This window comes from Neobacillus notoginsengisoli, assembly GCF_003515685.1.
In the GTDB taxonomy this organism is placed as follows: Bacteria; Bacillota; Bacilli; order Bacillales; family Cytobacillaceae; genus Bacillus_D; species Bacillus_D notoginsengisoli.
Genome location: NZ_QWEG01000006.1, coordinates 249,694 through 275,512 on the forward strand (window position 1 = coordinate 249,694; position 25,819 = coordinate 275,512).

25 protein-coding genes and 1 other annotated feature are annotated in these 25,819 nt (G+C 46.9%); of the genes, 5 read left to right on the top strand and 20 right to left on the bottom strand.

Annotation, left to right across the window (positions count from 1 at the left end; all coding sequences use genetic code 11):
* Window positions 1-62 precede the first annotated feature (62 nt).
* Together dat and pepV are read right to left on the bottom strand one after the other, a co-directional pair.
* Window positions 63-926, bottom strand: a complete 864-nt coding sequence (gene dat / locus D1B31_RS11435) for a D-amino-acid transaminase (protein ID WP_118920911.1) — start codon at window positions 924-926, stop codon at window positions 63-65.
* Window positions 927-940: 14 nt separating this feature from the next.
* On the bottom strand, window positions 941-2,365 hold the full coding sequence (pepV, locus tag D1B31_RS11440) for a dipeptidase PepV (protein WP_118920912.1): 1,425 nt from the start codon (window positions 2,363-2,365) through the stop codon (window positions 941-943).
* A gap of 533 nt (window positions 2,366-2,898) precedes the next feature.
* On the opposite strand from pepV, the gene D1B31_RS11445 reads away from it, so the two are divergent.
* Window positions 2,899-3,120 carry a DeoR family transcriptional regulator gene (locus D1B31_RS11445; protein ID WP_118920913.1) on the top strand — a complete coding sequence of 74 codons (222 nt, stop codon included), beginning with the start codon at window positions 2,899-2,901 and terminating at the stop codon, window positions 3,118-3,120.
* A gap of 120 nt (window positions 3,121-3,240) precedes the next feature.
* Here the strand turns inward: D1B31_RS11445 and D1B31_RS11450 are convergent, their stop codons facing one another.
* From D1B31_RS11450 to D1B31_RS11460, 3 genes are all read right to left on the bottom strand, one after another.
* A complete protein-coding gene (locus D1B31_RS11450) occupies window positions 3,241-4,125 on the bottom strand; it encodes a gluzincin family metallopeptidase (protein ID WP_118920914.1) in 885 nt (294 codons plus the stop codon).
* A 507-nt stretch (window positions 4,126-4,632) separates the two neighbouring features.
* Entirely contained in the window at window positions 4,633-5,349 is a 717-nt protein-coding gene (locus tag D1B31_RS11455; protein ID WP_118920915.1) for a pseudouridine synthase, read from the bottom strand.
* Window positions 5,350-5,411: 62 nt separating this feature from the next.
* A complete protein-coding gene (locus tag D1B31_RS11460) occupies window positions 5,412-7,013 on the bottom strand; it encodes a putative polysaccharide biosynthesis protein (RefSeq protein WP_118920916.1) in 1,602 nt (533 codons plus the stop codon).
* Window positions 7,014-7,336: 323 nt separating this feature from the next.
* Here D1B31_RS11460 and D1B31_RS11465 point away from each other — a divergent pair, with 323 nt between their 5' ends.
* Window positions 7,337-8,608 (top strand): BaiN/RdsA family NAD(P)/FAD-dependent oxidoreductase, encoded by a 1,272-nt coding sequence (locus tag D1B31_RS11465; protein WP_118920917.1) that lies wholly within the window; start codon window positions 7,337-7,339, stop codon window positions 8,606-8,608.
* Window positions 8,609-8,695: 87 nt separating this feature from the next.
* Here the strand turns inward: D1B31_RS11465 and D1B31_RS11470 are convergent, their stop codons facing one another.
* Window positions 8,696-8,971, bottom strand: coding sequence for a hypothetical protein (locus D1B31_RS11470; RefSeq protein ID WP_118920918.1), 276 nt, complete (start codon window positions 8,969-8,971; stop codon window positions 8,696-8,698).
* Window positions 8,972-9,043: 72 nt separating this feature from the next.
* On the bottom strand, window positions 9,044-9,226 hold the full coding sequence (locus D1B31_RS11475) for a sporulation protein Cse60 (RefSeq protein ID WP_118920919.1): 183 nt from the start codon (window positions 9,224-9,226) through the stop codon (window positions 9,044-9,046).
* Between the two features lie 115 nt (window positions 9,227-9,341).
* Between D1B31_RS11475 and D1B31_RS11480 the strand changes: the two genes are divergently transcribed.
* A complete protein-coding gene (locus D1B31_RS11480) occupies window positions 9,342-9,593 on the top strand; it encodes an alpha/beta-type small acid-soluble spore protein (RefSeq protein ID WP_118920920.1) in 252 nt (83 codons plus the stop codon).
* A gap of 161 nt (window positions 9,594-9,754) precedes the next feature.
* Here D1B31_RS11480 and D1B31_RS11485 read toward each other — a convergent pair whose 3' ends face one another.
* The 11 genes from D1B31_RS11485 to D1B31_RS11545 all read right to left on the bottom strand — a co-directional run bounded on the left by D1B31_RS11485 (window position 9,755) and on the right by D1B31_RS11545 (window position 21,684).
* The gene (locus tag D1B31_RS11485; RefSeq protein ID WP_118920921.1) at window positions 9,755-10,069 is read right to left on the bottom strand and encodes a rhodanese-like domain-containing protein; all 315 of its coding nucleotides are present in this window, start codon (window positions 10,067-10,069) and stop codon (window positions 9,755-9,757) included.
* A 165-nt stretch (window positions 10,070-10,234) separates the two neighbouring features.
* Window positions 10,235-12,646, bottom strand: coding sequence for a leucine--tRNA ligase (gene leuS, locus D1B31_RS11495; protein ID WP_118920923.1), 2,412 nt, complete (start codon window positions 12,644-12,646; stop codon window positions 10,235-10,237).
* Between the two features lie 181 nt (window positions 12,647-12,827).
* Window positions 12,828-13,046, bottom strand: a binding site (T-box leader).
* Between the two features lie 498 nt (window positions 13,047-13,544).
* On the bottom strand, window positions 13,545-14,726 hold the full coding sequence (locus D1B31_RS11505; RefSeq protein WP_118920925.1) for an MDR family MFS transporter: 1,182 nt from the start codon (window positions 14,724-14,726) through the stop codon (window positions 13,545-13,547).
* A gap of 157 nt (window positions 14,727-14,883) precedes the next feature.
* On the bottom strand, window positions 14,884-16,329 hold the full coding sequence (locus D1B31_RS11510) for an ammonia-forming cytochrome c nitrite reductase subunit c552 (protein ID WP_118920926.1): 1,446 nt from the start codon (window positions 16,327-16,329) through the stop codon (window positions 14,884-14,886).
* Between the two features lie 2 nt (window positions 16,330-16,331).
* Window positions 16,332-16,844, bottom strand: coding sequence for a cytochrome c3 family protein (locus D1B31_RS11515; protein ID WP_118920927.1), 513 nt, complete (start codon window positions 16,842-16,844; stop codon window positions 16,332-16,334).
* Between the two features lie 122 nt (window positions 16,845-16,966).
* Window positions 16,967-17,281: a hypothetical protein gene (locus D1B31_RS11520; protein WP_118920928.1), complete on the bottom strand. Its 315-nt coding sequence runs from the start codon at window positions 17,279-17,281 to the stop codon at window positions 16,967-16,969.
* A gap of 62 nt (window positions 17,282-17,343) precedes the next feature.
* Complete coding sequence (locus D1B31_RS11525; protein ID WP_118920929.1) at window positions 17,344-17,820, bottom strand: cytochrome c-type biogenesis protein CcmH; 477 nt, start codon at window positions 17,818-17,820, stop codon at window positions 17,344-17,346.
* Window positions 17,817-19,796 carry a heme lyase CcmF/NrfE family subunit gene (locus D1B31_RS11530; protein ID WP_118920930.1) on the bottom strand — a complete coding sequence of 660 codons (1,980 nt, stop codon included), beginning with the start codon at window positions 19,794-19,796 and terminating at the stop codon, window positions 17,817-17,819. Before D1B31_RS11530 ends, D1B31_RS11525 begins: the two co-directional genes overlap by 4 nt.
* Window positions 19,797-19,818: 22 nt before the next feature.
* Window positions 19,819-20,772: a hypothetical protein gene (locus D1B31_RS11535; protein ID WP_118920931.1), complete on the bottom strand. Its 954-nt coding sequence runs from the start codon at window positions 20,770-20,772 to the stop codon at window positions 19,819-19,821.
* Between the two features lie 383 nt (window positions 20,773-21,155).
* Window positions 21,156-21,335, bottom strand: coding sequence for a glycogen biosynthesis protein GlgD (locus D1B31_RS11540; RefSeq protein ID WP_118920932.1), 180 nt, complete (start codon window positions 21,333-21,335; stop codon window positions 21,156-21,158).
* Window positions 21,336-21,351: 16 nt separating this feature from the next.
* Window positions 21,352-21,684, bottom strand: coding sequence for a YtzC family protein (locus D1B31_RS11545; RefSeq protein WP_420846094.1), 333 nt, complete (start codon window positions 21,682-21,684; stop codon window positions 21,352-21,354).
* Window positions 21,685-21,825: 141 nt separating this feature from the next.
* Here D1B31_RS11545 and mnmL point away from each other — a divergent pair, with 141 nt between their 5' ends.
* Complete coding sequence (gene mnmL, locus D1B31_RS11550) at window positions 21,826-22,791, top strand: tRNA modification radical SAM protein MnmL/YtqA (RefSeq protein WP_118920934.1); 966 nt, start codon at window positions 21,826-21,828, stop codon at window positions 22,789-22,791.
* Between the two features lie 31 nt (window positions 22,792-22,822).
* Window positions 22,823-23,395 carry a tRNA 5-(aminomethyl)-2-thiouridylate-methyltransferase MnmM gene (gene mnmM / locus D1B31_RS11555; RefSeq protein WP_118920935.1) on the top strand — a complete coding sequence of 191 codons (573 nt, stop codon included), beginning with the start codon at window positions 22,823-22,825 and terminating at the stop codon, window positions 23,393-23,395.
* Between the two features lie 407 nt (window positions 23,396-23,802).
* On the opposite strand, the gene D1B31_RS11560 is transcribed toward mnmM, so the two are convergent.
* Window positions 23,803-24,873 (bottom strand): tetraprenyl-beta-curcumene synthase family protein, encoded by a 1,071-nt coding sequence (locus tag D1B31_RS11560; protein ID WP_118920936.1) that lies wholly within the window; start codon window positions 24,871-24,873, stop codon window positions 23,803-23,805.
* Window positions 24,874-24,886: 13 nt separating this feature from the next.
* Window positions 24,887-25,693 carry an alpha/beta hydrolase gene (locus D1B31_RS11565; protein WP_118920937.1) on the bottom strand — a complete coding sequence of 269 codons (807 nt, stop codon included), beginning with the start codon at window positions 25,691-25,693 and terminating at the stop codon, window positions 24,887-24,889.
* Window positions 25,694-25,819: the final 126 nt, after the last annotated feature.

Sequence of the window (25,819 nt, forward strand, 5' to 3'; positions counted from 1 at the left end):
AAATAAAGCCGCCCATACTCGAATGGGCAGCTTTACTAACTTTTATATTTTGTGCGCCGCGGCTAAACCTTAACCAGTTTCCCGCATTGCCTTTCAATTTCCCCGTCAAACAGCTTCTGAAGCTGCCTTGTGACATGGCCAGGCTTGCCGTCTCCGACAGGCTTGCCTTCTATCTCCACAACCGGCGTGACTTCTGAGGTGGTGCTTCCTACAATTACTTCATCGGCATCCTCAAGCTCAGCAACGGAAAATTCCTTTTCAATAAACGGAATGCCATGTGCAGCGCATAGTTTTTCGATTGTCTGCCTCGTGATTCCGTTCAGGATGAAATTATTGGCTGGATGCGTATACATAGAACCGTCTTTGATGATGAAAATGTTCGAGGAGCTCCCCTCGGTCACTTTTTCTCCCCTGTGCAGGATGGCTTCGTAGCAGCCTGCTTCGGCGGCTTTTTGTTTTGCCATAATGTTTCCTAAAAGGTTCAGGCTTTTAATGTCGCAGCGGAGCCAGCGGATGTCTTCTGTTAAAATCGTTTTCACTCCATCCGAAAAGTTCAGTTCCGGGCGGGGCATGTTCCTTGTATAGGCGACAAGTGTCTGGGCGGTGCCTGCAGGCGGATAGGCGTGGCTGCGCGGAGAAATCCCCCTTGTAACTTGCATATAGACAATGCCTGTTTCGAGGCTGTTTATTTCGATGAGCCTGGCAAAAAGGACCTCAAGCTCCGTGATTGTCCAGGCAAGCTTCATGCCAATTTTTTCGGCGCTTGCTTCAAGCCTTTCAAGATGTTCTGTTACGGTGAACATTTTACCGTTATATATGCGGATGACTTCATAAACGCCATCTCCGAATTGATAGCCCCTGTCTTCTACATCGATCCTTGCATCTTGGCGAGGAAGGATTTCTCCATTTAATATAACGTATTCCATTTGGTTACCTCCGTTCAGTCTTCCTTGGCAAGCTCGTAAATTGCCTGTGCATAAATGGCGGCTGCCTTTAAAAGATCTTCGATATACATGTACTCGTCTTTTTGGTGGGCGACATCAGGACGGCCCGGGAAGAGCGGCCCGAAGGCGACCCCCGATTTGAGCGACCGGGCATAGGTTCCGCCGCCGATTGCGAGAAGCTCAGCTTTGTCGCCTGTCTGTTCTTCATAAACTTTCTTCAAGGTCTGGATAAGGAAGTCACTTTCATCGACATGGTGTGGATTCGAGTTTGTAAACTTGCCAATATGAAAGCCGTTTTCTTTCAGGACCGGTTCCAATTTCATTTTTATCTCGTCAATTGTTGCCGTAACCGGGTAGCGCAGGTTCAAACCAAGTAAGCCGCCATGTTCTTTTGAATAAGATAGTCTGCCAACGTTAATCGTGAGGTCGCCTGCAATGTCATCGCGATACGCAATTCCCAGGCTGTTGCCGCGTGAATCTTTGAAGAAATAACGAGCGGCAAAACGGAAATAGTTTTTGGCCTTCTGATCGGTTTCGAGTGTCGAAATGAATTCCGCTAAATAAAGGCCCGCGCTTTTTCCGTGCTCCGGCTCCATCCCGTGGGCCGAAACTCCTTTTACTTCAAAAACCGTTATGCCGGCATCAACATGGACGTCTTTTTCAAGTCCATGCTGGTCCATGCAATCCAGGAATTTTTGCATAATTTCCGTTTCTCCGTTATGTAAAAGAACTTCCGCTTTCGCATAATCAGGGACCATATTGTACCTGCGTCCCGATTGGAATTGGAGGACTTCCACCTGTGGCTGGCCGTCCTCTTCAGCAGGAGTTTCATTTTGGACGAGATCAAAGTCGGAAATGCCCTTTTCAGCAAAAATAATCGGGAAATCCGCATCTGGTGCAAAGCCAAGACCAGGCATTTCTTCTGTTTCAAAATAACGGCTCACACAGCGCCAGTTGCTTTCCTCATCTGTCCCTATAATCATTCGGACCCGCTTTTTTAACGGAAGGCCAAGCTCGCTGATCAATTTCATCCCGTAATAAGCGGCCATTGTCGGGCCTTTGTCATCGAGGGCACCGCGGGCAAAGATTTTCCCGTCGCGGATTTCGGCGGAATATGGATCGCTCGTCCAGCCATCCCCTTCAGGAACGACATCGACGTGGCAAAGGATGCCGACGAGCTCTTTCCCCTCACCCATTTCAATGTGCCCGGCCAGGTTATCGGTGTTCATTACAGTGAACCCATCCTTTTCACCCAGGTTCAGCATAAAGTCGAGCGCTTCTTTTATTCCTTCCCCAAGCGGGGCTTCTACTGAAACCGCTTCTTCATCCAGGACACTTTTAATCTGCAAAAGCTTCTGGGTGTCTTCGATTAATTCAGTCTTTCTTTTTTCTACTTCTTCAAGCCAATTGACCTTTTCCACAAGAAAACCTCCCACTATTATATATGGAAACTTTCCCATACTCCTAGAATTTCTTTATGGGACTAATCTTACCAGTGTTTTTTTAAAAAACGAAGCGTTAAGAAAAAAAAGCGCAAACGCCTTGATCACCCCCGACAAGCTTAAGCCGAGTCCCGCAGGATGGGCCTGCCCTCCGGAGGGAATCGGCTTAAGACCTCGAGGGGCTAGGCGCTGGAGCTGGATTTTAAAAAAATCCTATTCCGCCGGCAATACTTACCGAAAATTCACTCTTTTATTCATATTCATTAAGAACTGGGGAATATAGTATAAAAAGGGAGATATTTTCCTTGGAAATCCGAATAATCAAAGCGAAAAAAGGTAAATATTTTGTAAATTCCCTAAATTGGGTGGATATTCTGAGGATTTAGGGATACAATTAGGAAAATGGAAGTTTTGAAAGGAGTGGCTGCAGGAAAGATTCCCGAAAAGAATCATAACCAGCCGCCGTCAGCAGGATATGCCAATGGTTTGAAAAATGGATAGGGAGTGGTTTTGTGAAACCTTCAACTAACCGTATGTTAAACCGAATCAAATGCATCTATTTGTTCATCTCCAGGAACGGGACTGTGACAACACAGGACCTAGTAGAGGAATTCGGCATCACTCCTCGTACCATTCAACGCGACTTAAACGTCCTTGCCTACAACGACCTAGTCAAAAGCACAAGCCGCGGCAAATGGACAACCACACAAAAAAAAGTAAAAATATCCTCCTAACAAAGCGCAAACCCAATTACGCGCAAAAAAACAATATAACAATTGAAGCCGCTCACCTAACGAGCGGCATTTTATTTGAGGCAGGGGACGGTTCCAGTGCTTCATTCGAGAGGCGAAATATCAATCTCTTTTAAAAATCCCTTGGTCAAGTGAGTCTACTGTGGACTCCAAAAAATAAAATTGGTCTATTTTCATTTTTTCCGCCATGTCCGGTTCAGAGAAGTTTTCCTCGATATTTGCCAGCCATTCCCCTTCCAGCTCATTTAAGCTCTTTCCGTAAACAGCCTGCATTCGTTCCGGCAAATTGTCCTGGTTATAAATTTTTTCAAAAGCATCCAGGCCATACTGGTCAATTAAATACGTTACAAATGATGCAGCGTGATAATAACTCATGATTTGAATCGAAATCTCTTTCGGATCCGTGCCAGGTGGACGGAAAAGTTTATCGTCCTCTTCAAGGTTCGTTAGCTTACTAAGTGGAATTATCCTGGATTTCACCATAAAATATTTCATCATCTTATTTATTGGGTATTTTTGCTGCCCATACGTTTGTTCCATATATTCCGCAAAGCCTTCCTGGGTCAGGTAGCCTCTGCTTGTTGAATCAAAATTTTCACCATATCCCTGGATGGAATGGGTGAGTTCATGGACAAGCGGATGTTTCCCTGTCCGAACCCCATACAATTCTATTTTATTTCGAAAACCCGCAGACGGTTTGCTGCCTTCCAAAAGAAAAATGTCAATTCTTTCAGAGGGCACGTAGTCTGTCTTAATTGATTTTTGGATCACGTTATACGCATTTGAAATTTCTTTCTTTAGGGCTTCCACCTGTGCATCCGGGACTTTAGCCGTATTATAGATTTTGAACGTAATTTTGCCATCATCCGTAACTACCACATTCTTATTGTTCTCCGTCTTCACCGGGACGTGAAATGGCTTTTCATTGACTTGTTCATGGGAACAGCCTGCAACTATTAAGGAGAGCAAAATTCCGAAAATAAGCATTCGATTAATTGTGTTCACCTTCCCCCTTAAGTCACTTACATAATATTACAAATAATTTTATCGTAGATTTTGCATTTCAGCTATATTTTTGAACGCTTTTTTCTTCGAATGCACTTTTCACTCTATTTTAAAAGAAAAAAACGCCAGCATCGCCCAAATAAAGGGGTTGACTGGCGTTTTCACTATATTGTTTGGCGGTTCGCAGGAAACTCGTCTATAGTGAAGGCTGTAAAACGGGATTAAATTTCACTTGTTTTGGCGGCTTTTGCATATATCGAAGACTTTTTCAGCTTTATCAATAAATTTTTGCCATATATCAATAAATTTTTCATTATATCAAAAAATTTTCCACTGATATCCGAGTCTGTCAAAATTCCGTCACAATTTACAGTTCTATTTCAGAGGGGATTCCACTACATTTCCAACGCGGCCTGCGATTGAAACAGAAACTTTCTTACAATAAAAAACGGCCGGCGGAAGCTTAACACTTCCCCGGCCGTTCACCAATTAAGGTTCATAATCCATTAACATGATAATTTCATCGTCTGTCAGTTCCCGGTACTCACCCAGCTCCAGCGTTTCATCGAGGGCGAGCGGCCCCATCGACAGCCTCTTCAGGTAGACGACCCGCTTGCCGTCTGCCTGAAACATCCTTTTCACCTGATGGAACTTTCCTTCAGTAATCGTCAATTCGATATCCGACATCAAACCAGACTTCAGAATGTTCAATTCTCCCGGCTTTGTGTGATAACCGTCATCAAGCGTTACGCCTTTCTTAAAGGCCTCCGCATCCTTTTCGGTTACCTCACCCTCAATAACAGCGAAATACGTTTTCGGTACATGCTTTTTCGGTGAAAGGAGCCGGTGGGCGAGCTGCCCGTCGTTTGTAATCAGCAACAGTCCTTCAGTATCTTTATCAAGCCTGCCAACCGGAAACGGCTCAAAAACCTGGTCCTCGAGCTCGAGCAAGTCGATAACCGTTTCATCCCGGTTGTCCTCCGTTGCGGACAACACACCTGGCGGCTTGTTCATCATTAAATAAATAAATTCTTTATATTCGATGACGGCCCCGTTTAGCGTGACAACATCTTTTTCCGGATCGACATGCTGCTTCGGATCCTTAACGAGCTTTTCATTTACTTTCACAGCCCCGTCTTTCAAAAGCTTTTTTACTTCTTTTCTGCTGCCAAAACCAAGATTGGCGAGCATTTTATCGATTCTCAACCTGTCCCCTCCTTTTCAAGGGAATTTTTGCAAAAACAGTCCCCTGGCATAACCAAACTATCTTAAGCACGCAGTCTAAGTTTGCCCAAGAGCCGGTCAACCTTTTCGCCAAACAAATAGTAAATTAGGCGGGTTTTAAATGAAAAGTAGAAATAAACAGTACCGCCTGCAAGCGCGCAAATGAAGATGATGATTAGCGACTGCATCTCGGAAGCTGGTGACAGGAAGGCCGTCAGCAACTTATAGATTCCTGCCGTCACTGCAAGCATAAGCGCGCCAAAAATGACAATGAGCAAACTTCTGCGGACAACGAGCCTGAATTTATATTTCGAAAAAACTTTAATCACAATTAAATTAATGACAATCGCTGAACTATACCCTAGGGAAGTGGCCAAAATCGCCCCATCTGTTTCAAACAGCTTAACGAGCGGTATATTCAAAGCAAACTTAACAAGCAGGCCTGTTAGCAGGCTAAGAATTGTCCATTTTTGCTGGTTAATCCCCTGCAAAATGGCAGCGGTCACCGCATATAGAGAAAAGAGAATCGCCACAGGCGCGTACATCCTGAGCACTTCAGTCCCCAACTCCATATGGCCATAGAAGACGGTATAAAACGGCTCAGCAAGCAGGGAAAGTCCAGCTGCTGCGGGAAGCGTCAGGAACAGGAGGACCTGGAACGTCTGGTTCAGCTGCCTGTTCAGGCTTTTCCGATCATTTTCCACAAATGCTTTCGTAATACTTGGTACAAGAGTCAGCGAAAAAGCTGTTGCCAGTGAAACAGGGATGATGACAAGCTTGTGTGACTGGAAGTTCAGGATGGAAAAAGCCTCTCCAGCAGCCTTCTTGCTAGAGCCAATTGCAACCAATGCCCTTTCAAATGTCAGTTGGTCAATGAACTGAAAAAGCGGATTGGCAATTCCGACAAGTACAAAAGGCGCGGCATAAATAAGAATCTCCTTATACATTTCCTTGAGCGATATATCCACAGTGCCTTTATCCTTTTCCAAAAGGACATCTAGGCCCGGCTTCCTTTTTACCCAATACCAGCCCAGTACAAAAAGACCCCCAACCGCGCCGACGAACGCGGCAAATGTTGCGGCCCTGACAGCGTCAACCGTGTTGCCATCAAGGAATTTTAAAATAACATAGGCTCCTGCTATAACAAAGACAATCCTGACGACCTGCTCAACAACCTGGGAAACAGCCGATGGACCCATCGATTGATGCCCCTGGAAGAAGCCGCGAATCATACTCATGAACGGGACAATGATTAACGCAAAAGAAACAGCGCGAATAACCGATGTAATATCTTCGGCAGGCAGATCCTTCCCAGTTGATAACAATGGAGCGGAAAAATAAAGGGCGAGGAAGGAAACAATCCCCGTGCACATCATCACAACGAGGCCAGACTTGAAAAGCTTCCTGCCTACCGCATATTCTTCAAGCGCATTGTATTTTGCGATGAACTTCGAAACCGCAAGCGGTATCCCCGCTGTGGCAATACTGATAAAAATTGTATAAGGTATATAGGAATATTGGTAAAGCTGCGTTCCCTGCAGCCCAACAATCCGTGTGAATGGAATCACATAAAATAAACCAAGCATCTTGGAAATCATCGTTCCAAGAGTCAGAATAAAGGTTCCCCTAATAAGCTTTGACGACATAATATCCCTTCTTCTTTCGATATGCGTAATCGTTGCGCAAAAGAGCAAAACGATTTTGATATTTTTTCATTAAAACAATTAGCGTGCGCAAATTAGACCGTGGTACGAATGAAGCAGTGGAACCGTCCCCATGCTTCTACGAGACTATGTAAGTAGCAGCGCACTAATTAGTAGTGTACCTTTCTTTTCCCAATTGCGCCACCGCCACTCCCTTTGTTTCGATTTTTTCTCGTTAAAGGCATCTCTTTCATGGCTGCTGTTAAATGGTTATAATAAGACAATAAGTTTACCACAAATTATGTGAAAAAAAGTTGGTGTTTTTAATGAATTATGATGTGATCGTCATCGGAGGCGGACCTTCCGGGCTAATGGCGGCTGCGGCTGCCGGCGAAAAAGGCGCACGAGTCCTGTTAATTGATAAGGGGGACAAGCTTGGCAGAAAGCTGGCCATTTCTGGCGGCGGGCGCTGCAATGTGACGAACAGGCTCCCTGTCGACGAAATTATTAAGCATATACCCGGAAACGGCCGGTTTTTGTATAGCGGGTTCTCGATTTTCAGTAATGAAGACATCATTGCGTTTTTTGAAAGCCTTGGCATCCAGCTAAAAGAAGAGGACCATGGCAGAATGTTTCCGGTCACTGACAAAGCGCAATCTGTAGTCGACGCGCTTCTCGGCAAGCTTGAAGAACTAAACGTAAAAACTTATACAAATTCCCCTGTGAAAGAATTGATTTTCGCGGATGGTCGGGTGAAAGGAGTTCTGCTTGCCAATGGGAAGGAGATTGCAGGAGGAGCTGTCGTCGTGGCAGTCGGCGGGAAGTCTGTCCCGCATACAGGCTCGACCGGGGATGGCTATGCCTGGGCAGAAAAAGCCGGCCATACCATCACCGAACTGTACCCGACTGAAGTCCCCGTTACATCAGCTGAGGGTTTTGTCAAAACGAAGACCCTTCAAGGGCTTTCACTCCGCGACGTGGCCGTCAGTGTGCTGAATCCGAAAGGGAAGCCACTCATCACCCACCGGATGGACATGCTTTTCACCCATTTCGGCGTGAGTGGCCCTGCTGTTCTCCGCTGCAGCCAGTTCGTCGTAAAAGCAATGAAAAAGTGGAACCTGAAGGAAGTGGCGATGCAAATCGATGCATTGCCTGATCAAAACGGGGAAGCATTGTTTCTAGAAACGATTGCTGCTATGAAATCAGAGCCTAAAAAGGCGATAAAGAATTTATTAAAAGGCCTTATTCCAGAAAGATATCTGCTGTTCTTGCTTGAACAAGCTGGCATTGATTCTGGAGCTCCTTGTTCTGAAATTTCACATGAAAAAATCCGGAAGTTTTGCCAGCTATCCAAAGGGTTTACATTCAAAGTGAATGGCACCCTGCCTCTAGAAAAGGCATTTGTGACGGGCGGAGGGGTTTCGGTAAAGGAAGTCGAGCCACAGACAATGGCCTCCAAGATGATGGCCGGGTTGTACTTTTGCGGAGAAATTCTTGATATCCATGGCTACACAGGCGGCTACAATATTACCGCTGCGTTCGTGACAGGCAGGCTTGCCGGAGGAGGCGCTGCTGAGTATGCGGCTGGTGTCCGTTAATTAATAAAAAGCATAAGAAGGAGCTTCCCTTTTTTGAAACAGGAAGCTCCTATTATTTTACTCTGCAAAATTAGAAAATGTTGATGATTATTTCCCTATTCCGAATAAAACAAGTTCGAAAAATATTGGCGTCAAGACTATGGCTATAACGAGCATCACGCCCAGTTGAGTATCAATCGTCTTTTCCATCCAGCCAAATTTCTTTTTTAATCTGATTAGTAGTTGATGAAGAATAACCGCTGTTGACCCAAAAAGTAAGTAAGTTGCCAAAATGGGCAAAGTTGTCCTTGGTTCGATAAAAAAGTAAAATATAAATAAACTTCCCATTACGAATCCTGTCTCAATTATAGTAAATAACTTCATGGCTTCATCCCCTTCAGAAGCTAATCATGATTATTTTACCAATAACCCTCCAACTCTTAAATAAACCCCATGTCACGCCCGATAAATGACCATCGCCGAAAAACAGTAAATCTGCTCGTCTTCATCTTCTTGCAGGGCTGCGACGTTGTATTTAATATCCAGGAGCTTCTTTTCGTCAAGCTCTTTCAAAAATTTATTCATATCGTTTTCTAGATCTGCTTCATGCTCTGTATCAAAAACCTTTACTTGTATCATTATTTTTCAACCTCCTCTTTACACGAACAGTTTTTCCAAAATTCCCACATTTTAAAACAAGCGATGGATAAGCTTTTGTTTTTGCGGAAACATAAGCAAAAAGGAGGCTTACAGCATGGCGAGAAGGAATAAAATCCTCGTTCCCGAAGCACGGCGAGGACTTGATGAATTGAAGGCAAAAGTTGTTGGCGCGAGCCGGCCGGAGGAAGCAAAGTTTGAAGCTGCGAAGGAAGTTGGCGTTCCGCTTGAACGCGGCTATAACGGCCGGATTGCCGCAGAGGATGCCGGTAAGGTCGGCGGCAGGCTTGGCGGGAGCATGGTGAAGGAAATGGTCAGGATGGCCATGGAAAATATGAAGAAAGAATAATAATAAAAAGAACTCCGCCTCGTTACGTTGGCGGAGTTCTTTTACCTATTCGACCGTACTACCAGTTTTTTTCTCTTACGGTCGTTGAGAACGATCCTATTCGACCGCAACACTAGTTTTTTACGCTTACGGTCGTTGAGAACGATCCCTACTGCCCCGAACTAGAGGTTAACCTCAACATCGCCTCCCCACTCGAGCATGCCGCCTTCCATGTTCGTCACCTTGTAGCCCTGCTGCTGCAGGTAATGGCATACGTTAAAGCTGCGGCCGCCAGATCGGCAGATAAAGATATACTCCTTGCCCTTATCAAGTTCATTAAGCCGATTCGGAATATCACTCATTTTCATATGCTTCGCCCCGGGAATCATCCCGTAAGCGACTTCCTCGTCTTCCCTGACATCGATTAATTCAAGCTTATCTCCGTTATCAAGCTTCTTCTTTAGTTCTTCGGTATTAATTGATTTTATTTCTTCCATACATACACCCCTCTGGAAAAAACATCCTCCGGTTTCCCAGAGGATGCTGATTTGTTTCTCAAAACTAGTTTCCCATATCCGCTGTTTTTCAGCCAGATTTTTGCGCAAGCTGGCGATTTGAAACTATGGTTGGTACCTTTTAAAAAAGGCGGGATTCCAGTTGGATTAATTCGCAACCACGTTAACTAGCTTCCCAGGTACAGCGATGACTTTCCGGACAGTTTTGCCTTCAAGCTCGGCGCTAATTTCCTTCATCGCCAGCTCTTCCATCGCTTCCTTCGTCGCATCTTTCGGGACCATCAGCTTTTTCTTCAGCTTGCCGTTGATTTGGACAACAATTTCAACTTCATCGTCGACAAGCTTTGACTCATCGAAAGTCGGCCATGCTTCATAGGTAATCGTCTCGTTATGCCCAAGCTTTTCCCAAAGTTCTTCAGCCACATGCGGCGCGATTGGTGACAGCAGCTGGACGAAGCCTTCCATGAATTCCTCCGGCAAAACATCAGATTTATAAGCTTCATTAATGAAAACCATCAACTGGGAAATCGCTGTATTAAAGCGAAGCCCTTCATAGTCCTCGGTCACTTTTTTGACTGTCTGGTGGTAAACCCGTTCTAGGTTTTCATTCTTCGCGCCGTCCTTAATTTTCTCATTCACCAATCCGTCCGTATCGATAAACAGGCGCCAGATGCGGTCAAGGAACCTGCGTGCCCCATCAAGGCCATTTGTTGACCATGCGACAGATGCATCAAGCGGCCCCATGAACATTTCATATAGCCTTAATGTATCAGCGCCATGGCTTTCAACAATATGGTCAGGGTTGACGACATTGCCCTTTGATTTACTCATTTTTTCATTGTTCTCGCCAAGGATCATTCCCTGATTAAACAATTTCTGGAACGGCTCCTTCGTTGGGACAACGCCAATATCATAAAGGAACTTATGCCAGAAGCGCGCGTACAGCAAGTGAAGAACCGCGTGTTCAGCCCCGCCGATATAAATATCAACTGGAAGCCATTCCTTCAGCTTCTCTGGGTCTGCAAGCTGCTTGTCATTATGCGGGTCGATATAGCGCAAATAGTACCAGCAGCTGCCGCCCCATTGTGGCATTGTATTCGTTTCACGGCGGCCTTTTTTGCCTGTTTCAGGGTCAACGACATTCACCCAGTCCTCCAGGTTGGCAAGCGGTGATTCGCCTGTTCCGGATGGCTTAATATCCTTTGTTTTTGGCAAAACAAGCGGAAGCTGGTCTTCCGGTACAGCCGTGCTTGTGCCATCTTCCCAATGGATGATTGGAATCGGCTCGCCCCAATAACGCTGGCGGCTGAACAGCCAGTCGCGCAAGCGGTACGTGACCTTCTTCGTGCCAATATCCTTTTCTTCAAGCCATGTTATCATTTCACGGATCGCATCTTCTTTGTTCATTCCGTTCAGGAAGCCGGAATTCACATGCTCCCCGTCGCCTGTGTACGCTTCTTTTTCAATATTGCCGCCGGCGACGACTTCAACAATTGGCAGTTCGAATTGCTTAGCGAATTCGTAGTCCCGCTCATCGTGGCCTGGAACTGCCATGATGGCGCCTGTTCCATAGCTGGCAAGCACGTAATCGGCAATCCAGATTGGCATATTTGCGCCATTCGCCGGGTTGATTGCGTAAGCGCCAGTGAAAACGCCCGTCTTTTCTTTCGCAAGATCCGTCCGCTCCAGGTCGCTCTTGCTCTTGACTTTATTTATATAAGCTTCAACCGCTTCCTTTTGCTCCGCGGTCGTGATTTTGCTGACAAGCGCATGCTCTGGTGCAAGCACGGCGTACGTTGCGCCGAATAATGTATCAGGTCGGGTTGTGAACGCCTTGAAAGATTCATCATGGCCGTCAATGCTGAATGTAATTTCGGCACCTTCGGAACGGCCGATCCAGTTGCGCTGCATATCTTTCAGGCTTTCGGGCCAATCAAGCTCATCAAGGTCTTCAAGCAGGCGGTCTGCATAGGCGGTAATTTTCAGCACCCACTGCTTCATCGGGCGGCGCTCAACCGGATGGCCGCCGCGCTCACTCTTGCCGTCAATGACTTCCTCATTCGCAAGGACCGTTCCGAGTGCCGGGCACCAGTTAACGGATACTTCATCAATATACGCGAGGCCGTGTTCATACAGCTTCACGAAAATCCACTGCGTCCATTTGTAGTAATCTGGATCGGTCGTATTCACTTCACGATCCCAGTCATACGAGAAGCCGAGCGATTTAATCTGGCGGCGGAACGTATTGATGTTTTTCTCGGTGAACTCCGCCGGGTCGTTCCCTGTATCCAATGCATACTGCTCAGCAGGCAGCCCGAATGCATCCCAGCCCATCGGATGGAGCACATTGTAGCCTTGCATTCTCTTCATGCGGGACAGGATATCTGTCGCTGTGTAGCCTTCCGGGTGCCCGACATGAAGCCCCGCACCGGACGGATACGGGAACATGTCAAGCGCGTAGTACTTCGGCTTGCCCTTATCCTCGACTGTTTTAAACGTTTTCTCTGTTTCCCACTTCGTCTGCCACTTTTTTTCAATTTCCCTGTGGTTGAAGTTCATTTGGAATTCCTCCCTCAATCTAATTTCAGCAGCCTGCCAATTTTTTTAGGGGCTGGCTTCCTTGCCGCTTTCCTTTTGCAAAATAGAAACCTGTCCCGGAACCGGAGTTCCTTAGTGGCGCTCTTCTGTGCTCCGGCGGCTTTTTCTTTTGCAAAAAAACAAAAAATCCCCTCATCCCATAAACAGGGACGAGAGGATCTATATCTTCCCGCGGTACCACCCAAATTAGTGTGTAAACACTCGCTTCATTCATCCTTAACGCGGAAAACGGCAGGCATTACTGGTACTTCATACCCGCGACTCAAAGGCGAGTTCATGATGGTCCCGGCCGGCTTGCACCAACCGCCAGCTCTCTTGTTGGCGGGACTCCGTCACTACTGCTCCTTATCACAGTCACTATCGTATTAACATACTGCTATTTTATATAAACTTTGGTTAGGATGCAAGTTGCTGAGTGAAAATGGGCGTTTGTATATGGATATCCGCTTATTTGGGTGGTTTCAAACGCTCGACGTTGTTAACCAGGAAGGTGGGCTAGTGAATTTTTGCTATTATTTTTTTTCCAATATAGCCGGCGTCAGACCCGGGTTAGAAAAATTTTAACGAGATGGCCTTTTTTCACTAGTTAATTCACGAATATCACTAGGTATTCAGCTATCTAAAATGATGAATAACTAGCAAGAAATGACTAACTTAAGGCCGATGAGATAGTCATCCTCTGAGGATGGCTATATCTGCAAAAAATCATAGTCAGTATTCACTAGTTAAACAAAGATCTTACAGCACAGGGAACGCCTTCTGTAAATATCGCGAAATACCATTGCAAAGAAAATCGTTTATTCACTTTTGCATCCAGTTAAAAAGAATCCCCGCACTCCAAAAAGGGCGGGGATTTTCCTTATCGACTTACTGAATGCTCCAGTCTCTTAATGCCGCGATCATATATGACCGTCGTGCCGATGGAGATGACAAACAGGCCAATAAGGATCATGAATAACATGGACATGCCGTACAGGTCGACCAGGATTCCGCCGAGGAGCGGGCCGATCATTCTGCCGCCGGTTGCCGTACTGTTGACGATTCCCTGGTAGAATCCTTCCCTGCCCTTAGGCGCCAGTTCACTTGCAATCGTCGGTACCGCTGGCCAGATCAGCATTTCACCTGCTGTCAAAATAATCATCCCTGCCAGGAAACCTGAAAAACTTCCCGAGTTGGCGGCGACAATGAATGCCACGACAAAAATCAGCATCCCAAGTACCATCTGAGATTTCAGCGAGCGGCCAAAGCGATTAAGGAAAACCTTCAGGACCGGCTGGCCGAGGACGATCATTGCTCCGTTCACCGTCCAGAGCAAACTGTATTGGGTAAGTGTGATATTGATCTCCTGCGTATACGAGGCGATGGTCGTCTGCCACTGCACATAGGCACCCCAGCAAAGCAGGTAGCCGATACAGAGGATGAGCAGCGCTTTTAACTTCTTGTTCATTCCGGCTGACGGATTCTCTTGCAAAATAGAAGTCTGCGCGCCGCCCCGGTCGGCAATGTTTTTATAGCCAAAGAAGGCAATGAACATAAAGATGATATACATCACCAAATTTGCGACAAAGATTAGCTGGAAGGAGTAGTCGGCAACAAAACCGCCGAGAGCTGCTCCTACTGCGACACCGAAGTTTTGGGCGACATAGATGGCATTGAACGCCCGCCTTCCTCCTTCCTTCCATACCGCGCCCGACATCGCGTACATTGCCGGGAAGATGATTCCGGCGCCAAAACCCGCGATTGTCAGGAAGATTGCGTACGGAGTAAAGCTGTTCCAGAACGTTAGTCCAAACAGCGCGAGAAGCGCAACTCCGATTCCGAGCAAAATTGATTTATAGCCGCCAAAGCGGTCAAAAAGGCTGCCCCCGACCAAGTTCCCTGCTACACTTGCGGCAGAGTTCAGCATGAGAATGAACCCAGCTGTCGTGAGCGATTTCCCTAAATGGTCATGAATATAAATTGCATTTAAAGGCCATAGAAATGATGAACCTGTGACGTTGACTACCATTCCGATAATCAACAGCCATAATGAACGAGGCATCCGGATACCCCCTTTACTGAAAACTAGCTTCGTCCCATTCAAACACAAAGGATATTCTAGTCCTTTTCCTCAAACTGTGCAATGGTTTATTCTGAAATAGAAAAAACACTGTACCCAAAATGGATACAGTGCTTCCACAAGCCAAGTAAAGTCCCGCTTACTTCTTAGGTGTTGCCGGTACGGCTGGCTGCTGTGCCGGGAATTCTTTATTGATTGCGTGTGTTTTCTTTTGGAAATTATCTTTTTCGCTAGTGACAGCTTTCTTCGCTTTTTCAATTTCAGCCTTCAGCTGATCAATATTGACGCCGCCTTTGACAAGCTCTTCCGTTGCAATCTGGATGGCCTGGTTGGACTCTTCAATTGACACAGCCAGTGAATCCATTGCTCCTTGTGGGTTGTGGAAACCGGCGGAGCTTTCAGCAGCGACGATATCCCAGAACCATTGGCCTTTACGGACATGCTCCTGCGCGGCCTTGACCTTATCGGAGCTTACGCCTGTTGTAATCATTTTGTTCACATAATAGTGGGCGTTGATTGAAACTTCTTCAGCTTTATGCAGTTGGCGCATGTGTGTATCCTGGATTTCCATTACACGGGCTTCAAGTTTATCGATGTCACGGTCGCCGTGGCATGTACCGCAGGACGCTTTCATTGTCTTAAGCGGGGATGTCCACCAGTGGGAAGAGATCTTCCGCTTTCCATCGACACGCTCATATGGCATATGGCAATCGGCACAGGCAACGCCCGCCTTGCCGTGTGGGCCTTCTGTGAATGTTTCATAGTCAGGGTGCTGGGCCTTCAGCATCGGAGTACCGGAAATATTGTGAACCCAGTCTTTTTCAAAGCCTTTCTCTTTTGCAATCGTAGAGTAATATTCATACATTTCTTCCGGCTTGAAGCCTTTGTCCCACGGGAAGGTTACTTCGCTTGTTGTCGCATCGAAGTAGTATTCTACGTGGCACTGGCCGCAGACGTAGCTGCGGAGGTCGTTTTTCGTTGCTTTTGAAACATCGATGCCCTTCCGCTCCATTGCTTTTGTGAAGCTTGGACGGGTGACACGGAGATCCATATTTTGCGGATCGTGGCAGTCGGAGCAGCCGATTGGCGAATGGCCCATCTTTTCCCCTTTAGGGAAGATTTCTGTGTTAAAGTTGGCGCTCCAATATCCTTCGCCCATTTCCTCAATCATTTTCGGTACAGCTGTTGATTTACATGTGTAGCAAGAACCGACTGACTTGTCGGTGATACGCGCAACGTTTTTGATATCCTCAAGGGCGTAAACGTGGCCGCGGTCTTCGTTGTATTCAGTCGCAAAACCATAGCCGTTAAACAGGATTGGCAGATACGGCTCTTTGTCTGCATCATACTTGGAACGTTTAACCGATCCGCTGTATTTCGTATCCGACATCTTTTCATTTTTCATATAGCTGTTGTATTGAAGCGGGAACATATCCTTGAATGCTTCATTTGAAATTTCGTCTTTGGAAAGGCCGGTTGTTTTTTGCTTGGCGGAAGCTGCCTGTTCACCGGAGGAACTGCAGCCCGTTATAATCAGAATCAGTGCCAGTAGCATCATGTATGCTCCTATACGGAACTTGGACATCCTTAAAATCCTCCCTTGTTTTCAAGCAGCTCGCCAGATTTTGGCGGCTTATTGAATTCTTTTGTTTTAAAGTTCTTTCCGTGCGGCACGGTGCGGTGGCATGTTGTGCAGCTTTCCTTCGCATCGTGTTCAATATTCGTCAGTGTGCTTTCATGGCACGTCACACAGTTTTGCTCCACAACCGTCTCTGTTCTTTCGGTTGCATGCAGCTCGTTCGGTATTTTATCTGTTCCGAGCGTATTGTAGTACATGTGCCCCATCCCGGCCCTTCCCTTAAATACCATCTTCTTTGCCACGTTATCATGCGGCAGGTGGCAGTCATTGCAGGATAAAGTCGAATGTGTTGAATCCGTAAAGGATCCGTACGCAGAGTCCATGATGTGGCAGCTCTGGCAGAAATTTGGCGAGTCCGTGTAAGCCATTGTTTTTACGGTCACAACGGACAGGACAATCCCCGCGAATAGTGCGGCAAATATGAGTATCTTTTTATCTATCGCCAAAAGTTTCTTAAACATTCTTTCACCTCCCCAGGTAAATGTTTATCTATTAAAACACGTTTGTGTCCTAACCGTATTCACACTGCTAGCAGGCTTTGGCCTGTTCCATTTGCTCTTCAATCCGTTCTTCTTCTGGGGATCTATCCTTCCTTGTCCCCGGCCCGGATTGTATGGAGCGCTGCCAGAATTTCTTCGTCCACCGTGGTCTTTTGCTGGACGGTTTGTGCTGCGAGTCGGTAATACGTCTCTTTCATACTGTCGAAATCCTCGCGGGAAATCTTCCCCATTAACGCATCCATTTCCAGTTCATTGACCGCCTCGTACACTGATTCCATATCGAGGCCTTTTTCACGAACATCAGCGGCAGCCGCCATTCCTTTTGCAAAAAAAGGATGGATGACGAAGTAGAGACAGGCCGCTACCAACAATGCACAGGCAATTATGATAAACAGCAAACTCGTCGCCTCCTTCACAAATTTTTCACTGCCGCAGTGATTACACCGGACAACACCCACACCTAAAAATACTTTTTTCTCTCGTTCTCGAACGCCTCTTCAAAGCTTGCAAAATCACCGTCGGGCAGCGTTCCAACCGAGTCATGAACGTTCACTCTTTGCTTTTTCGCGGCCGTCATCCTTCTAATGGCAACGACAGCGATTACTCCACCCGCTGCAGTTCCGGCAACCGGCATGAGCCAGGCAAAAAGTCCGTTAATCCCATTGTCAGGGGCTTTCAGCGCGGCCGGTCCCAATACGTCCGTGTAATGGCTGATTATTTCATCGGGCTGCATGCCTTCATTCAGCATCTCAAGAACTTCACTGTTATAAATCTTCCGGACCTTGCAAGTTGACAGTTCATGCTCGGAATGGCCGTCCATATAAAGTTGGCCGGTCACCTCTTTAAACTCCGGCGAATTGACCGTATACGAAGCAAAGGCAGCCACGGGGATCGAAGCCAGGAAAAAAGCCAGCAGGACGATTACTTTCCTAATCATCGGACCGCCTCCCCTTCTGTGACAACTTGCACAACCGACTTGCCATTTGTGCGCCTTTTTCCCGATAAGGCAATCAGAATGCCCGCGAGCATAATATATCCGCCCGTCCAAATCCAGCTAATGAATGGATTCACCCTTGCAAGGACCGTGATTTTATTCTTCGTTTCCCACGAACTGAGGACCACATACAAATCTTCATTCCAGCGGCTCTTTACTGCCACCTCGGTCGATGGCTCAGACCAGTTGTCGTAATAAATTTTTTCTGGAAGCACCGGTGCCAGCTTTCTGCCGTTATACATGACTCCCATTTCGGCAAAAATAACATCCCGGTCCCCCTGTTTCACTTTGTTGAAGCTGTTGAACGTAAGCTCATACCCACCGATTGAAAAGCTTTCACCCTTTTCAATCGTCTTAATAATCTCTAGCGGATACGCCTGCGAGCTAATAATTCCGACCGCGAGGACACCAATCCCGAGATGGACGAGATAGCCACCGTAACGCCTCTTGTTTTTGGCAAAAAGCTTCACTGTTGCAATCACCGTGTTTTCAGCTGTCGCCTTTTTCCGTGCCTGTACGGCTCTTGCGATTTCCGCTGTATGGGTAGCAAGCATAAATATGCAGGCCGATATTCCGATAATCGCAAACGTCCCTTCAACGCCGGAACCGGCTAGGAATGCCGCGAACAAAGCCGAAAGGGCAAGTGGCCAGCGAACTTGTTTCAAAGACCTGGCCAAGCTTGCTTTTTGCCAAGGAATGACCGGGCAGACAGCCATGAGCAAAATGAGGGCCAAAAGGATTGGCGCCATGACTTTGTTGAAGTATGGGGCGCCGGTGTTGATTTTTGTACCTGTGAGTGTTTCCGAGATGAGCGGGAAAACCGTTCCCCAGAAGACGGCGAAAGCTGCCGCGAGCAAAATATAGTTATTGAGAAGGAAGCTGCTTTCTTTTGAAAAATAAGCGCTTACGGGCACGCTTTTGCTGCGGATGAGCCCGTACCTTGAGACGACGAGATACGCTGCGAAGAGCGCCATGAAGGCAAGGAAGATGAAAAAATAAGTTCCTAGGCCGCTGTCTGCAAAGGCATGTACGCTTGTCAGAATCCCGCTACGGACTAAGAATGTTCCGAACAGGGTCAAACCGTATGACAGGATGACAAGAAACAGGTTCCATTTGCGGAGCATGTTTTTCCGCTCCTGGATCATGACCGAATGGAGCAGGGCCGATACGGTCAGCCAAGGCATGAAGGACGCGTTTTCAACAGGATCCCATGCCCAGTAGCCGCCCCAGCCGAGTTCGACGTAAGCCCACCAAGCGCCAATCAGGTTGCCGGCGGTCAAAAACATCCAGGCAGTTAGTGTCCATTTTCTAGTCAGCCTCAGCCAGTCAGAATCCATGTTTTTCAGCATTAGGGAGGCCATCGCAAAGGCAAATGGAACGGCAAGCCCGACATAGCCAAGGTAGAGCGTGACTGGATGGATAACCATACCTGGGTTTTGAAGCATCGGGTTCAGACCGTTGCCGTCCGCCGGTATGGTATCAGACAATTCAAATGGATTCACAAGCGTAATCATGACGGTGAAAAAGAAAAGCAGATTCAGCGAAAGCACCGCAAGCGTATAGGGCGTATAGGCGGTTTTTTTGGCAAAACCGATGATGGCTGTGTAGATAGAAAGAAGCAGTGTCCAGAAAAGGAGCGAACCTGCGTTGCCTGCCCAGAACGCCGACAGTTTATAAATGAGCGGCAGCGTCCTGTTTGTGTAAGAAGCTACATATGTGAATTCAAAATGCCCCGTTCCTAGGAAATAGAGGAGCAATGCCGAAGCGGTTAACGCTGCGATGAAGGTGCCGATGATGCCGCCTCTCGCGCTTTCAAGCCATTGCGCGCTTCCTTTTCGAACTCCGGCGATGGTTGCAGCGAGGGTATAGGCCGAGAGCACGATTCCAAGAATCAGAGATAGATTTCCAATGATGTACATACTGCCGGCCTCCTCGTCGTTTCTATATGTTCAATTTCTTTTGCAATTTGTTATATTCGTCTTCAGTGATTGTGCCGTCGATTAGCATTTTTCTTAACTGCGCCTTCTTTTCTGCTCCGCTGCCGGAAGCGGGAACAGTTACAGGGACTTGCTGCTGCCTTCTTTTCAGGAAAAGGATAAGTAATCCCGCTGCAAGCAGGCTGGCCGCGCTAATGCCGGCAATCGTCAGTCCGAGCGGCACTTTTTCAGTCTTGATTGCTTTGGCTTGAGTCGATTCGCCGCCAACTTCTTCCATCAGCTCGTTTGTTGTTTTCGTTTCCTTCCGGTCATAGGAAAGTGTGAAGCTATTTTCCTCGCCGGCCTTCATTTCTTTAAGTTGATACGTATGCATCTTCAGCCCATAAGGGTTTTCATGCGGAACTTCGGTTGCCGGAGGGCTCAGTTTTACATTCGTTGCCTCAATTGGTTCCAGGACCGTGACATTTACGAGGGTGATATCGGCAAAGCTTTTAAACGAGTAGTCCAATGTTTTCGTGCTTTTATTCACCTTTATGGCGTCAGTATAAAATTCAATGACGAATTTGTACTGGTCCTTCGGTTCGATTTCCCTGCTTGTTTCCCAGGAAATCGTTCCTTTTTCAAGGTCAAGGTTATATTCGATTTCGAACATCTGTGACAAATCGCTCGAATAGTCGGCCGCAAATCCAATCCGGAAGTTTTTTTCGTTTACGGGCAGCGGAATTTCAATTTTGCCAGTTTGTGCCTTGGCGGAATTGTTGATCAAACTGCCCTGGTAGCCAATTAGGAGCGGGGGCTTATTTGTATCCTTGTCATTTGGATGGTTTGCGAATTCAGGCATGACTTGGACACTCAGTTCTTCTAGTTTCAGAATGCCTTTCTCTTTTTCTTCTCCAAAAGCCAAGGACGGCATCATAAGGGCAAAACATAATAAGATAACGGAAAGTTTTTTCCCCATTGGTCTTCTTCCTTTCATGGGCGTATTTCTTCACAATCGTTGGTTTCATTGTTTTATAAGCTAAGAAAAATTGGTTTGTTACTACCTTATTTAAACCACGGAAAAGATCCTCATTCTGTGACCTACATCACAAAATTTAAGAGGGTGTTTTCCAAATTGTGAACGGCTTCTTATAGTGAAAAACGAGAGAATACCGAAAAGCTAACATACGGATGGGTTTCAGCTTTTGAAGGGGTTGTGAAGAAATTATGAAGATTTTATGAACTTATACAGAGAGCTTTGAGTACCACGGACGAAAGTGAGTTAAATTGTTGCAAAAGGGAATTTTTGCATAATCAAAAGGCAGCGCCCAGGGGGGGCACTGCCTAAGAGGAAATTCATTGTTATGAGTATTTATCATTTTCCACGTGCATCTTCGACTTTACTCGCTGGCCGCCGGAATCTTCATATGCCTTTTTGGCCCTGTCGATTAAATTGAATTCACTTCCGGCTTCGATATTTTGGCTGTTCAACCCGTTTCTTGTCTTCTGCTCCGGATTATTTTGCTTTGATCTTTTTTTCATGCGTCCGTCCCCCTCCTTAATACCTTTGCAGGATTAAGTCGTTCTGGATCCCCTGAAGCTGGAGCCTCATTCGGTTGAGCCTTTCCCGCTGCTGAGAGTTGGCGGAGAATGCCAGTACGGTCATTTCATTGTACGTATCTTCCAGCGCCTTTAATGCTTCCGTATAGCCGTCCGCGTTATAATGCTCTTGCCTGGCGGTATGGTTATATTGCTCCTGAGCAAACTCGATTGTTTGCTGGCATTTGCTGATAAATTCGTCTATTGATTGCCGGGTTGCCAATGAAGTCCCCCCTATCTTGTTGATTCGGCCTGCTGACCGGCAGGCCGGAACCTGCCAAAGCAGTTTCATTCTTATTGTGTTCACCCAGCCGGCATCTATCACCTTCTGCAGCTGATAAATACTGCCAGGAAATGAAATAGCATAGTTGGTCAGTTCATGGTAAAATTCATAAGGACCTAAACTAAAGAGTAGAAAAAGGGGTATGCACGTATGAAGCAAACGAACCCTTTTCCATTTGCTATGGACGAGAAAAGATACCACACATGGAATTACCATCTGCGCAGCCATTTCGGCCACAAAGTGTTCAAGGTGGCGCTCGATGGCGGCTTTGACTGTCCGAACAGGGATGGGACGGTCGCACATGGCGGCTGTACATTCTGCAGCGCTGCTGGCTCAGGTGATTTTGCCGGAAAGCGCGCCGATGAGCTCGAAACACAATTCCATGAAATTAAAGATAAAATGCATACAAAATGGAAAGACGGCAAATATATGGCCTATTTCCAGGCCTTCACCAATACACATGCTCCTGTCGCGGAACTGCGCGAAAAATTTGAAGCAGTTCTAAAGCAGGATGGGGTTGTCGGACTGTCGATTGCGACAAGGCCTGACTGCCTGCCGGATGATGTCGTCGAGTACCTTGCCGAACTGAACGAACGGACATACCTATGGGTGGAACTTGGCCTCCAGACGGTGCATGAACGGACTGCAAAGCTTGTAAACCGGGCCCATGATTTCAATTGCTATGTTGAAGGAGTTGAAAAGCTTCGCAGGCATGGAATCCGGATCTGTACACATATTATTAACGGACTTCCGTTAGAATCTACGGACATGATGCTGGAAACAGCCCGCGAAGTCGCAAAACTTGATGTTCAAGGGATAAAAATTCACCTGCTTCATCTTTTGAAAGGCACACCGATGGTTAAACAATATGAAAAAGGGCTTTTGGAATTCCTTCAGTTTGATGAGTATATCAATTTGGTGTGCGACCAATTGGAGATTTTGCCGCCTGAAATGATTGTCCATCGGATTACCGGTGACGGGCCAATTAATCTGATGGTCGGGCCGATGTGGAGTGTCAACAAGTGGGAAGTGCTGAATGCAATTGATGCGGAAATGAAGCGCCGCAACAGCTGGCAAGGCAAGTTTTGCCATCATGCACCGGCAAAAGCTAAATAAAGATTTATAAATGATTGTGGGGGTATGAGTTATGAAGCTTGAAGGGGTCCTTCCATTTGCCAGGAACCTTCTCGAAAAGGCTGTTGGCGCCGGCGGAGCAGTTGTCGATGCAACAATGGGGAATGGGCATGACACACTTTTTCTAGCCAGGCTTGTCGGCAAAAATGGAGCCGTCTTCGCATTTGATGTCCAGCCTGAAGCGTTGGAGGCTACACGTGAGCGGTTGAGCGAGCATGATGCCCTAAACCAGGCGTCACTTTTCCTGGCGGGGCATGAACAGGCAGCTGAGTTCATTCCTGCTTCCTATCACGGTAAAATCAAAGGCGCGATTTTTAATCTTGGCTACTTGCCAGGCAGCGATAAAAGTGTGATCACAAAACCAGCCACAACCATTGCGGCGGTTGAAAAGCTGCTGGAAATGATGGCTCCGGAAGGAATCATCGTCCTGGTTGTGTACCACGGGCATGAAGGCGGGGCGGCCGAGCGGGACAGTCTGATCGATTATGTCAGCCGCCTTGACCAAAAAAAGGCACATGTTCTTCAATATCAGTTTATTAACCAGCAAAATCATCCGCCGTTTATTATTGCGATTGAAAAGCGCTAACAACATACACCTTGTCATTAGGAGAAGTCTCGCACAGCTAGGGGCAGCCAGTCTTTTGCCATTGAAGGAGGTTTTAGAGACCGAACGGCAGTGGCCAGAACGTCCTTCGGGCTCTAAAGACACACTTAGCGACCGAACAACTGTGGCCAGAACGTCCTTCGGGCTCTAAAGACACACTTAGAGACCGAACGGCAGTGGCCAGACGATGCTTCGGGCTCTAAACGCACAATTAGCGACCGAACGGCAATGGCCAGACGGTCCTTCGGGCTCTAAAGGCTCACTTAGCGACCGAACGGCAATGGTCAGAACCGCCTTCGGGCTCTAAACGCATACTTAGCCTCCCTTCGTGGAGTTGGATTAAAATACACTAAAAAGGCCTTCCGCCATTTTCTGACGGAGGCCTCTTTTTAGTTTGGCAGTACTTTTTGGAACAGGCGGTAGGCTATTCCATTAATGTAGAAAAAGCGGCTGACCGGCCCGCCGTACTGGATGATTTTTTTTGCAAGACGGCGTACGCCCGCCTGGCTGCGGACTTTTTCATCCGAAAGATAAATCCCTAGAAGTCCTCGATTAATGAGCCGGTGGAACCTAGGATTCGGAAGTCCTTCCGTATGCCGGTCAGCTTCTTTGATAAAATGCATCAGCCTTTCAAAAAGAGCTTCCTGGCTTTGATAATAAAAACAGAAATTTAAATCTCCGCCTTCCCTGTCCTCTTCCTGGTCGATTAAGTAATCGAGCAGGATGTGAAGCCCCTGAATATATGGAAAGTAGCCATTCATGACCCTTTGGGCATCATCCTTAAGAAAATCAGTCCCTAATGCATAGGAAACAAGGCAGAAAATGCCGAGGGTCGAACCTGAACATGCGGAGAATTCATACCATTCCATTTCCGGCATCCGTTTTTTGTGCCTTGCGAACCATTCAATCAGCCGTCCCTCTCGTTCTTCTGGGATAACATGTTTATGTACCTGAAGTTCACAGTAAAACCCGCATAAATCCAAAAGATGGTCCTTAATGACCGGGTACCTTTCCATTGATTCAAGCACCGACTTGCACGTGTCAACAAGCGCCGCCAAATAGCCGCCGTCATCCCGGTCTTCGCGTTTCGAGTAGTAGTCACCGTACGAAGGAGCGGGCAGAAGCGCATCAAACATCGCATCGTGCAGGCTTGCAAAATCGTCCGGATCAAGGGAAGTGCTCCGGTCGCACAGATTATCGAGGTAATCGCTGATGGTCTGGTACGCGACAATGAATTTAATTGCTCTTCTATATTCCTTTTTCGCAATGAGGGCGAGGATGGCCCCGCCTTCACAATGGAATGTTTTTGTTTCAATACTGGCGAGCGCCTGCCTGCGCAGTTCCTCATTTGGGATCGCCTCAGCCCTCTTTTTCCAGTGCGAGAGTTCTTCCCTTACTGCCGGCAGGATTGTTTTGTATGTTTTTGCCATTAAGCTGGCCGGTTTAACTGGGATTGCCATTCTTATCACCTATTTAGTCGATTACGTAACCAATCGAGCGCAGCTGGCCGTGGACAAAATCACGGGCATATTCGAACACTTTTTCGCGCTCTGGTTCATTAAAAATTTCATGGTAGAAGCTTGGCCACTCTTTGTACATTTTTTCCGAAAGCGGAGCATGGTTAAACCATGTATTAACCGCTTTTTTATTGACAATCTTGTCATCGCCGGCCTGCATAACCAGTGCCGGAACGTCCTTTATTTTGCCAAGTGCCTCGAATGCTTGCTTCATCGCATCCTGAAGCTCCCGGTACCATCTAACGGACACCTTCGTCACATACAGGGTGTCATTTAAATCAAATTCCTGAACTTCCTTATTTCTCGTTGCCATTTTCACAGTGATGCCTGAATTCATTTTAAATGAAGGGAAAACCGCATTTAAACCGTAGGAAAGCGTATTGATAACCCTGGAAGGCTGGTGAACGAGACCGAGGCACGGCGAAGACAAGATTACTCCCGCAAGCGTCAATTCCTCTTCTTGCAAAAGCCGGATTGCAATCAGCCCGCCCATGCTATGACCGAGTAAAAAAACTGGCAGCCCGTATGAATAGGCAGCCTCGATCCAATCCTTCACCTCGTCCAAATACTCATCGAAAGAATCGACATGGCCGCGGCTGGCACGGGTCGTCATTCCCTGGCCCGGCAGATCACCCATAATGACATGGAATCCCGAAGAACGCCACATCTCGATCAGCCAGCTATAACGCCGACGATGCTCCATCGCACCGTGCACCATCACAATAACGGCTTTCGCACCGCCGTCTGCTTCCCATTTCCACATAAACTGCTTCCTCCTAGCTTACCTTAACTCACGTTAAAAGTACTATAACATAGAATTCGGCTTTACCTGAGCCGATATGCTTTGCAAGTTTCAGACCATATCCTGTACACTTTCAATGTAGAAACA

Bases quoted from the DNA above. Each gene is read 5' to 3' on its own strand.
- dat (WP_118920911.1), bottom strand. From the start codon at position 926: ATGGAATACGTTATATTAAATGGAGAAATCCTTCCTCGCCAAGATGCA.
- D1B31_RS11450 (WP_118920914.1), bottom strand. From the start codon at position 4,125: ATGCTTATTTTCGGAATTTTGCTCTCCTTAATAGTTGCAGGCTGTTCC.
- D1B31_RS11460 (WP_118920916.1), bottom strand. From the start codon at position 7,013: ATGTCGTCAAAGCTTATTAGGGGAACCTTTATTCTGACTCTTGGAACG.
- D1B31_RS11465 (WP_118920917.1), top strand. From the start codon at position 7,337: ATGAATTATGATGTGATCGTCATCGGAGGCGGACCTTCCGGGCTAATG.
- D1B31_RS11470 (WP_118920918.1), bottom strand. From the start codon at position 8,971: ATGAAGTTATTTACTATAATTGAGACAGGATTCGTAATGGGAAGTTTA.
- D1B31_RS11475 (WP_118920919.1), bottom strand. From the start codon at position 9,226: ATGATACAAGTAAAGGTTTTTGATACAGAGCATGAAGCAGATCTAGAA.
- D1B31_RS11480 (WP_118920920.1), top strand. From the start codon at position 9,342: ATGGCGAGAAGGAATAAAATCCTCGTTCCCGAAGCACGGCGAGGACTT.
- D1B31_RS11485 (WP_118920921.1), bottom strand. From the start codon at position 10,069: ATGGAAGAAATAAAATCAATTAATACCGAAGAACTAAAGAAGAAGCTT.
- leuS (WP_118920923.1), bottom strand. From the start codon at position 12,646: ATGAACTTCAACCACAGGGAAATTGAAAAAAAGTGGCAGACGAAGTGG.
- D1B31_RS11505 (WP_118920925.1), bottom strand. From the start codon at position 14,726: ATGCCTCGTTCATTATGGCTGTTGATTATCGGAATGGTAGTCAACGTC.
- D1B31_RS11510 (WP_118920926.1), bottom strand. From the start codon at position 16,329: ATGTCCAAGTTCCGTATAGGAGCATACATGATGCTACTGGCACTGATT.
- D1B31_RS11515 (WP_118920927.1), bottom strand. From the start codon at position 16,844: ATGTTTAAGAAACTTTTGGCGATAGATAAAAAGATACTCATATTTGCC.
- D1B31_RS11525 (WP_118920929.1), bottom strand. From the start codon at position 17,820: ATGATTAGGAAAGTAATCGTCCTGCTGGCTTTTTTCCTGGCTTCGATC.
- D1B31_RS11530 (WP_118920930.1), bottom strand. From the start codon at position 19,796: ATGTACATCATTGGAAATCTATCTCTGATTCTTGGAATCGTGCTCTCG.
- D1B31_RS11535 (WP_118920931.1), bottom strand. From the start codon at position 20,772: ATGGGGAAAAAACTTTCCGTTATCTTATTATGTTTTGCCCTTATGATG.
- D1B31_RS11540 (WP_118920932.1), bottom strand. From the start codon at position 21,335: ATGAAAAAAAGATCAAAGCAAAATAATCCGGAGCAGAAGACAAGAAAC.
- D1B31_RS11545 (WP_420846094.1), bottom strand. From the start codon at position 21,684: ATGAAACTGCTTTGGCAGGTTCCGGCCTGCCGGTCAGCAGGCCGAATC.
- mnmL (WP_118920934.1), top strand. From the start codon at position 21,826: ATGAAGCAAACGAACCCTTTTCCATTTGCTATGGACGAGAAAAGATAC.
- mnmM (WP_118920935.1), top strand. From the start codon at position 22,823: ATGAAGCTTGAAGGGGTCCTTCCATTTGCCAGGAACCTTCTCGAAAAG.
- D1B31_RS11560 (WP_118920936.1), bottom strand. From the start codon at position 24,873: ATGGCAATCCCAGTTAAACCGGCCAGCTTAATGGCAAAAACATACAAA.
- D1B31_RS11565 (WP_118920937.1), bottom strand. From the start codon at position 25,693: ATGTGGAAATGGGAAGCAGACGGCGGTGCGAAAGCCGTTATTGTGATG.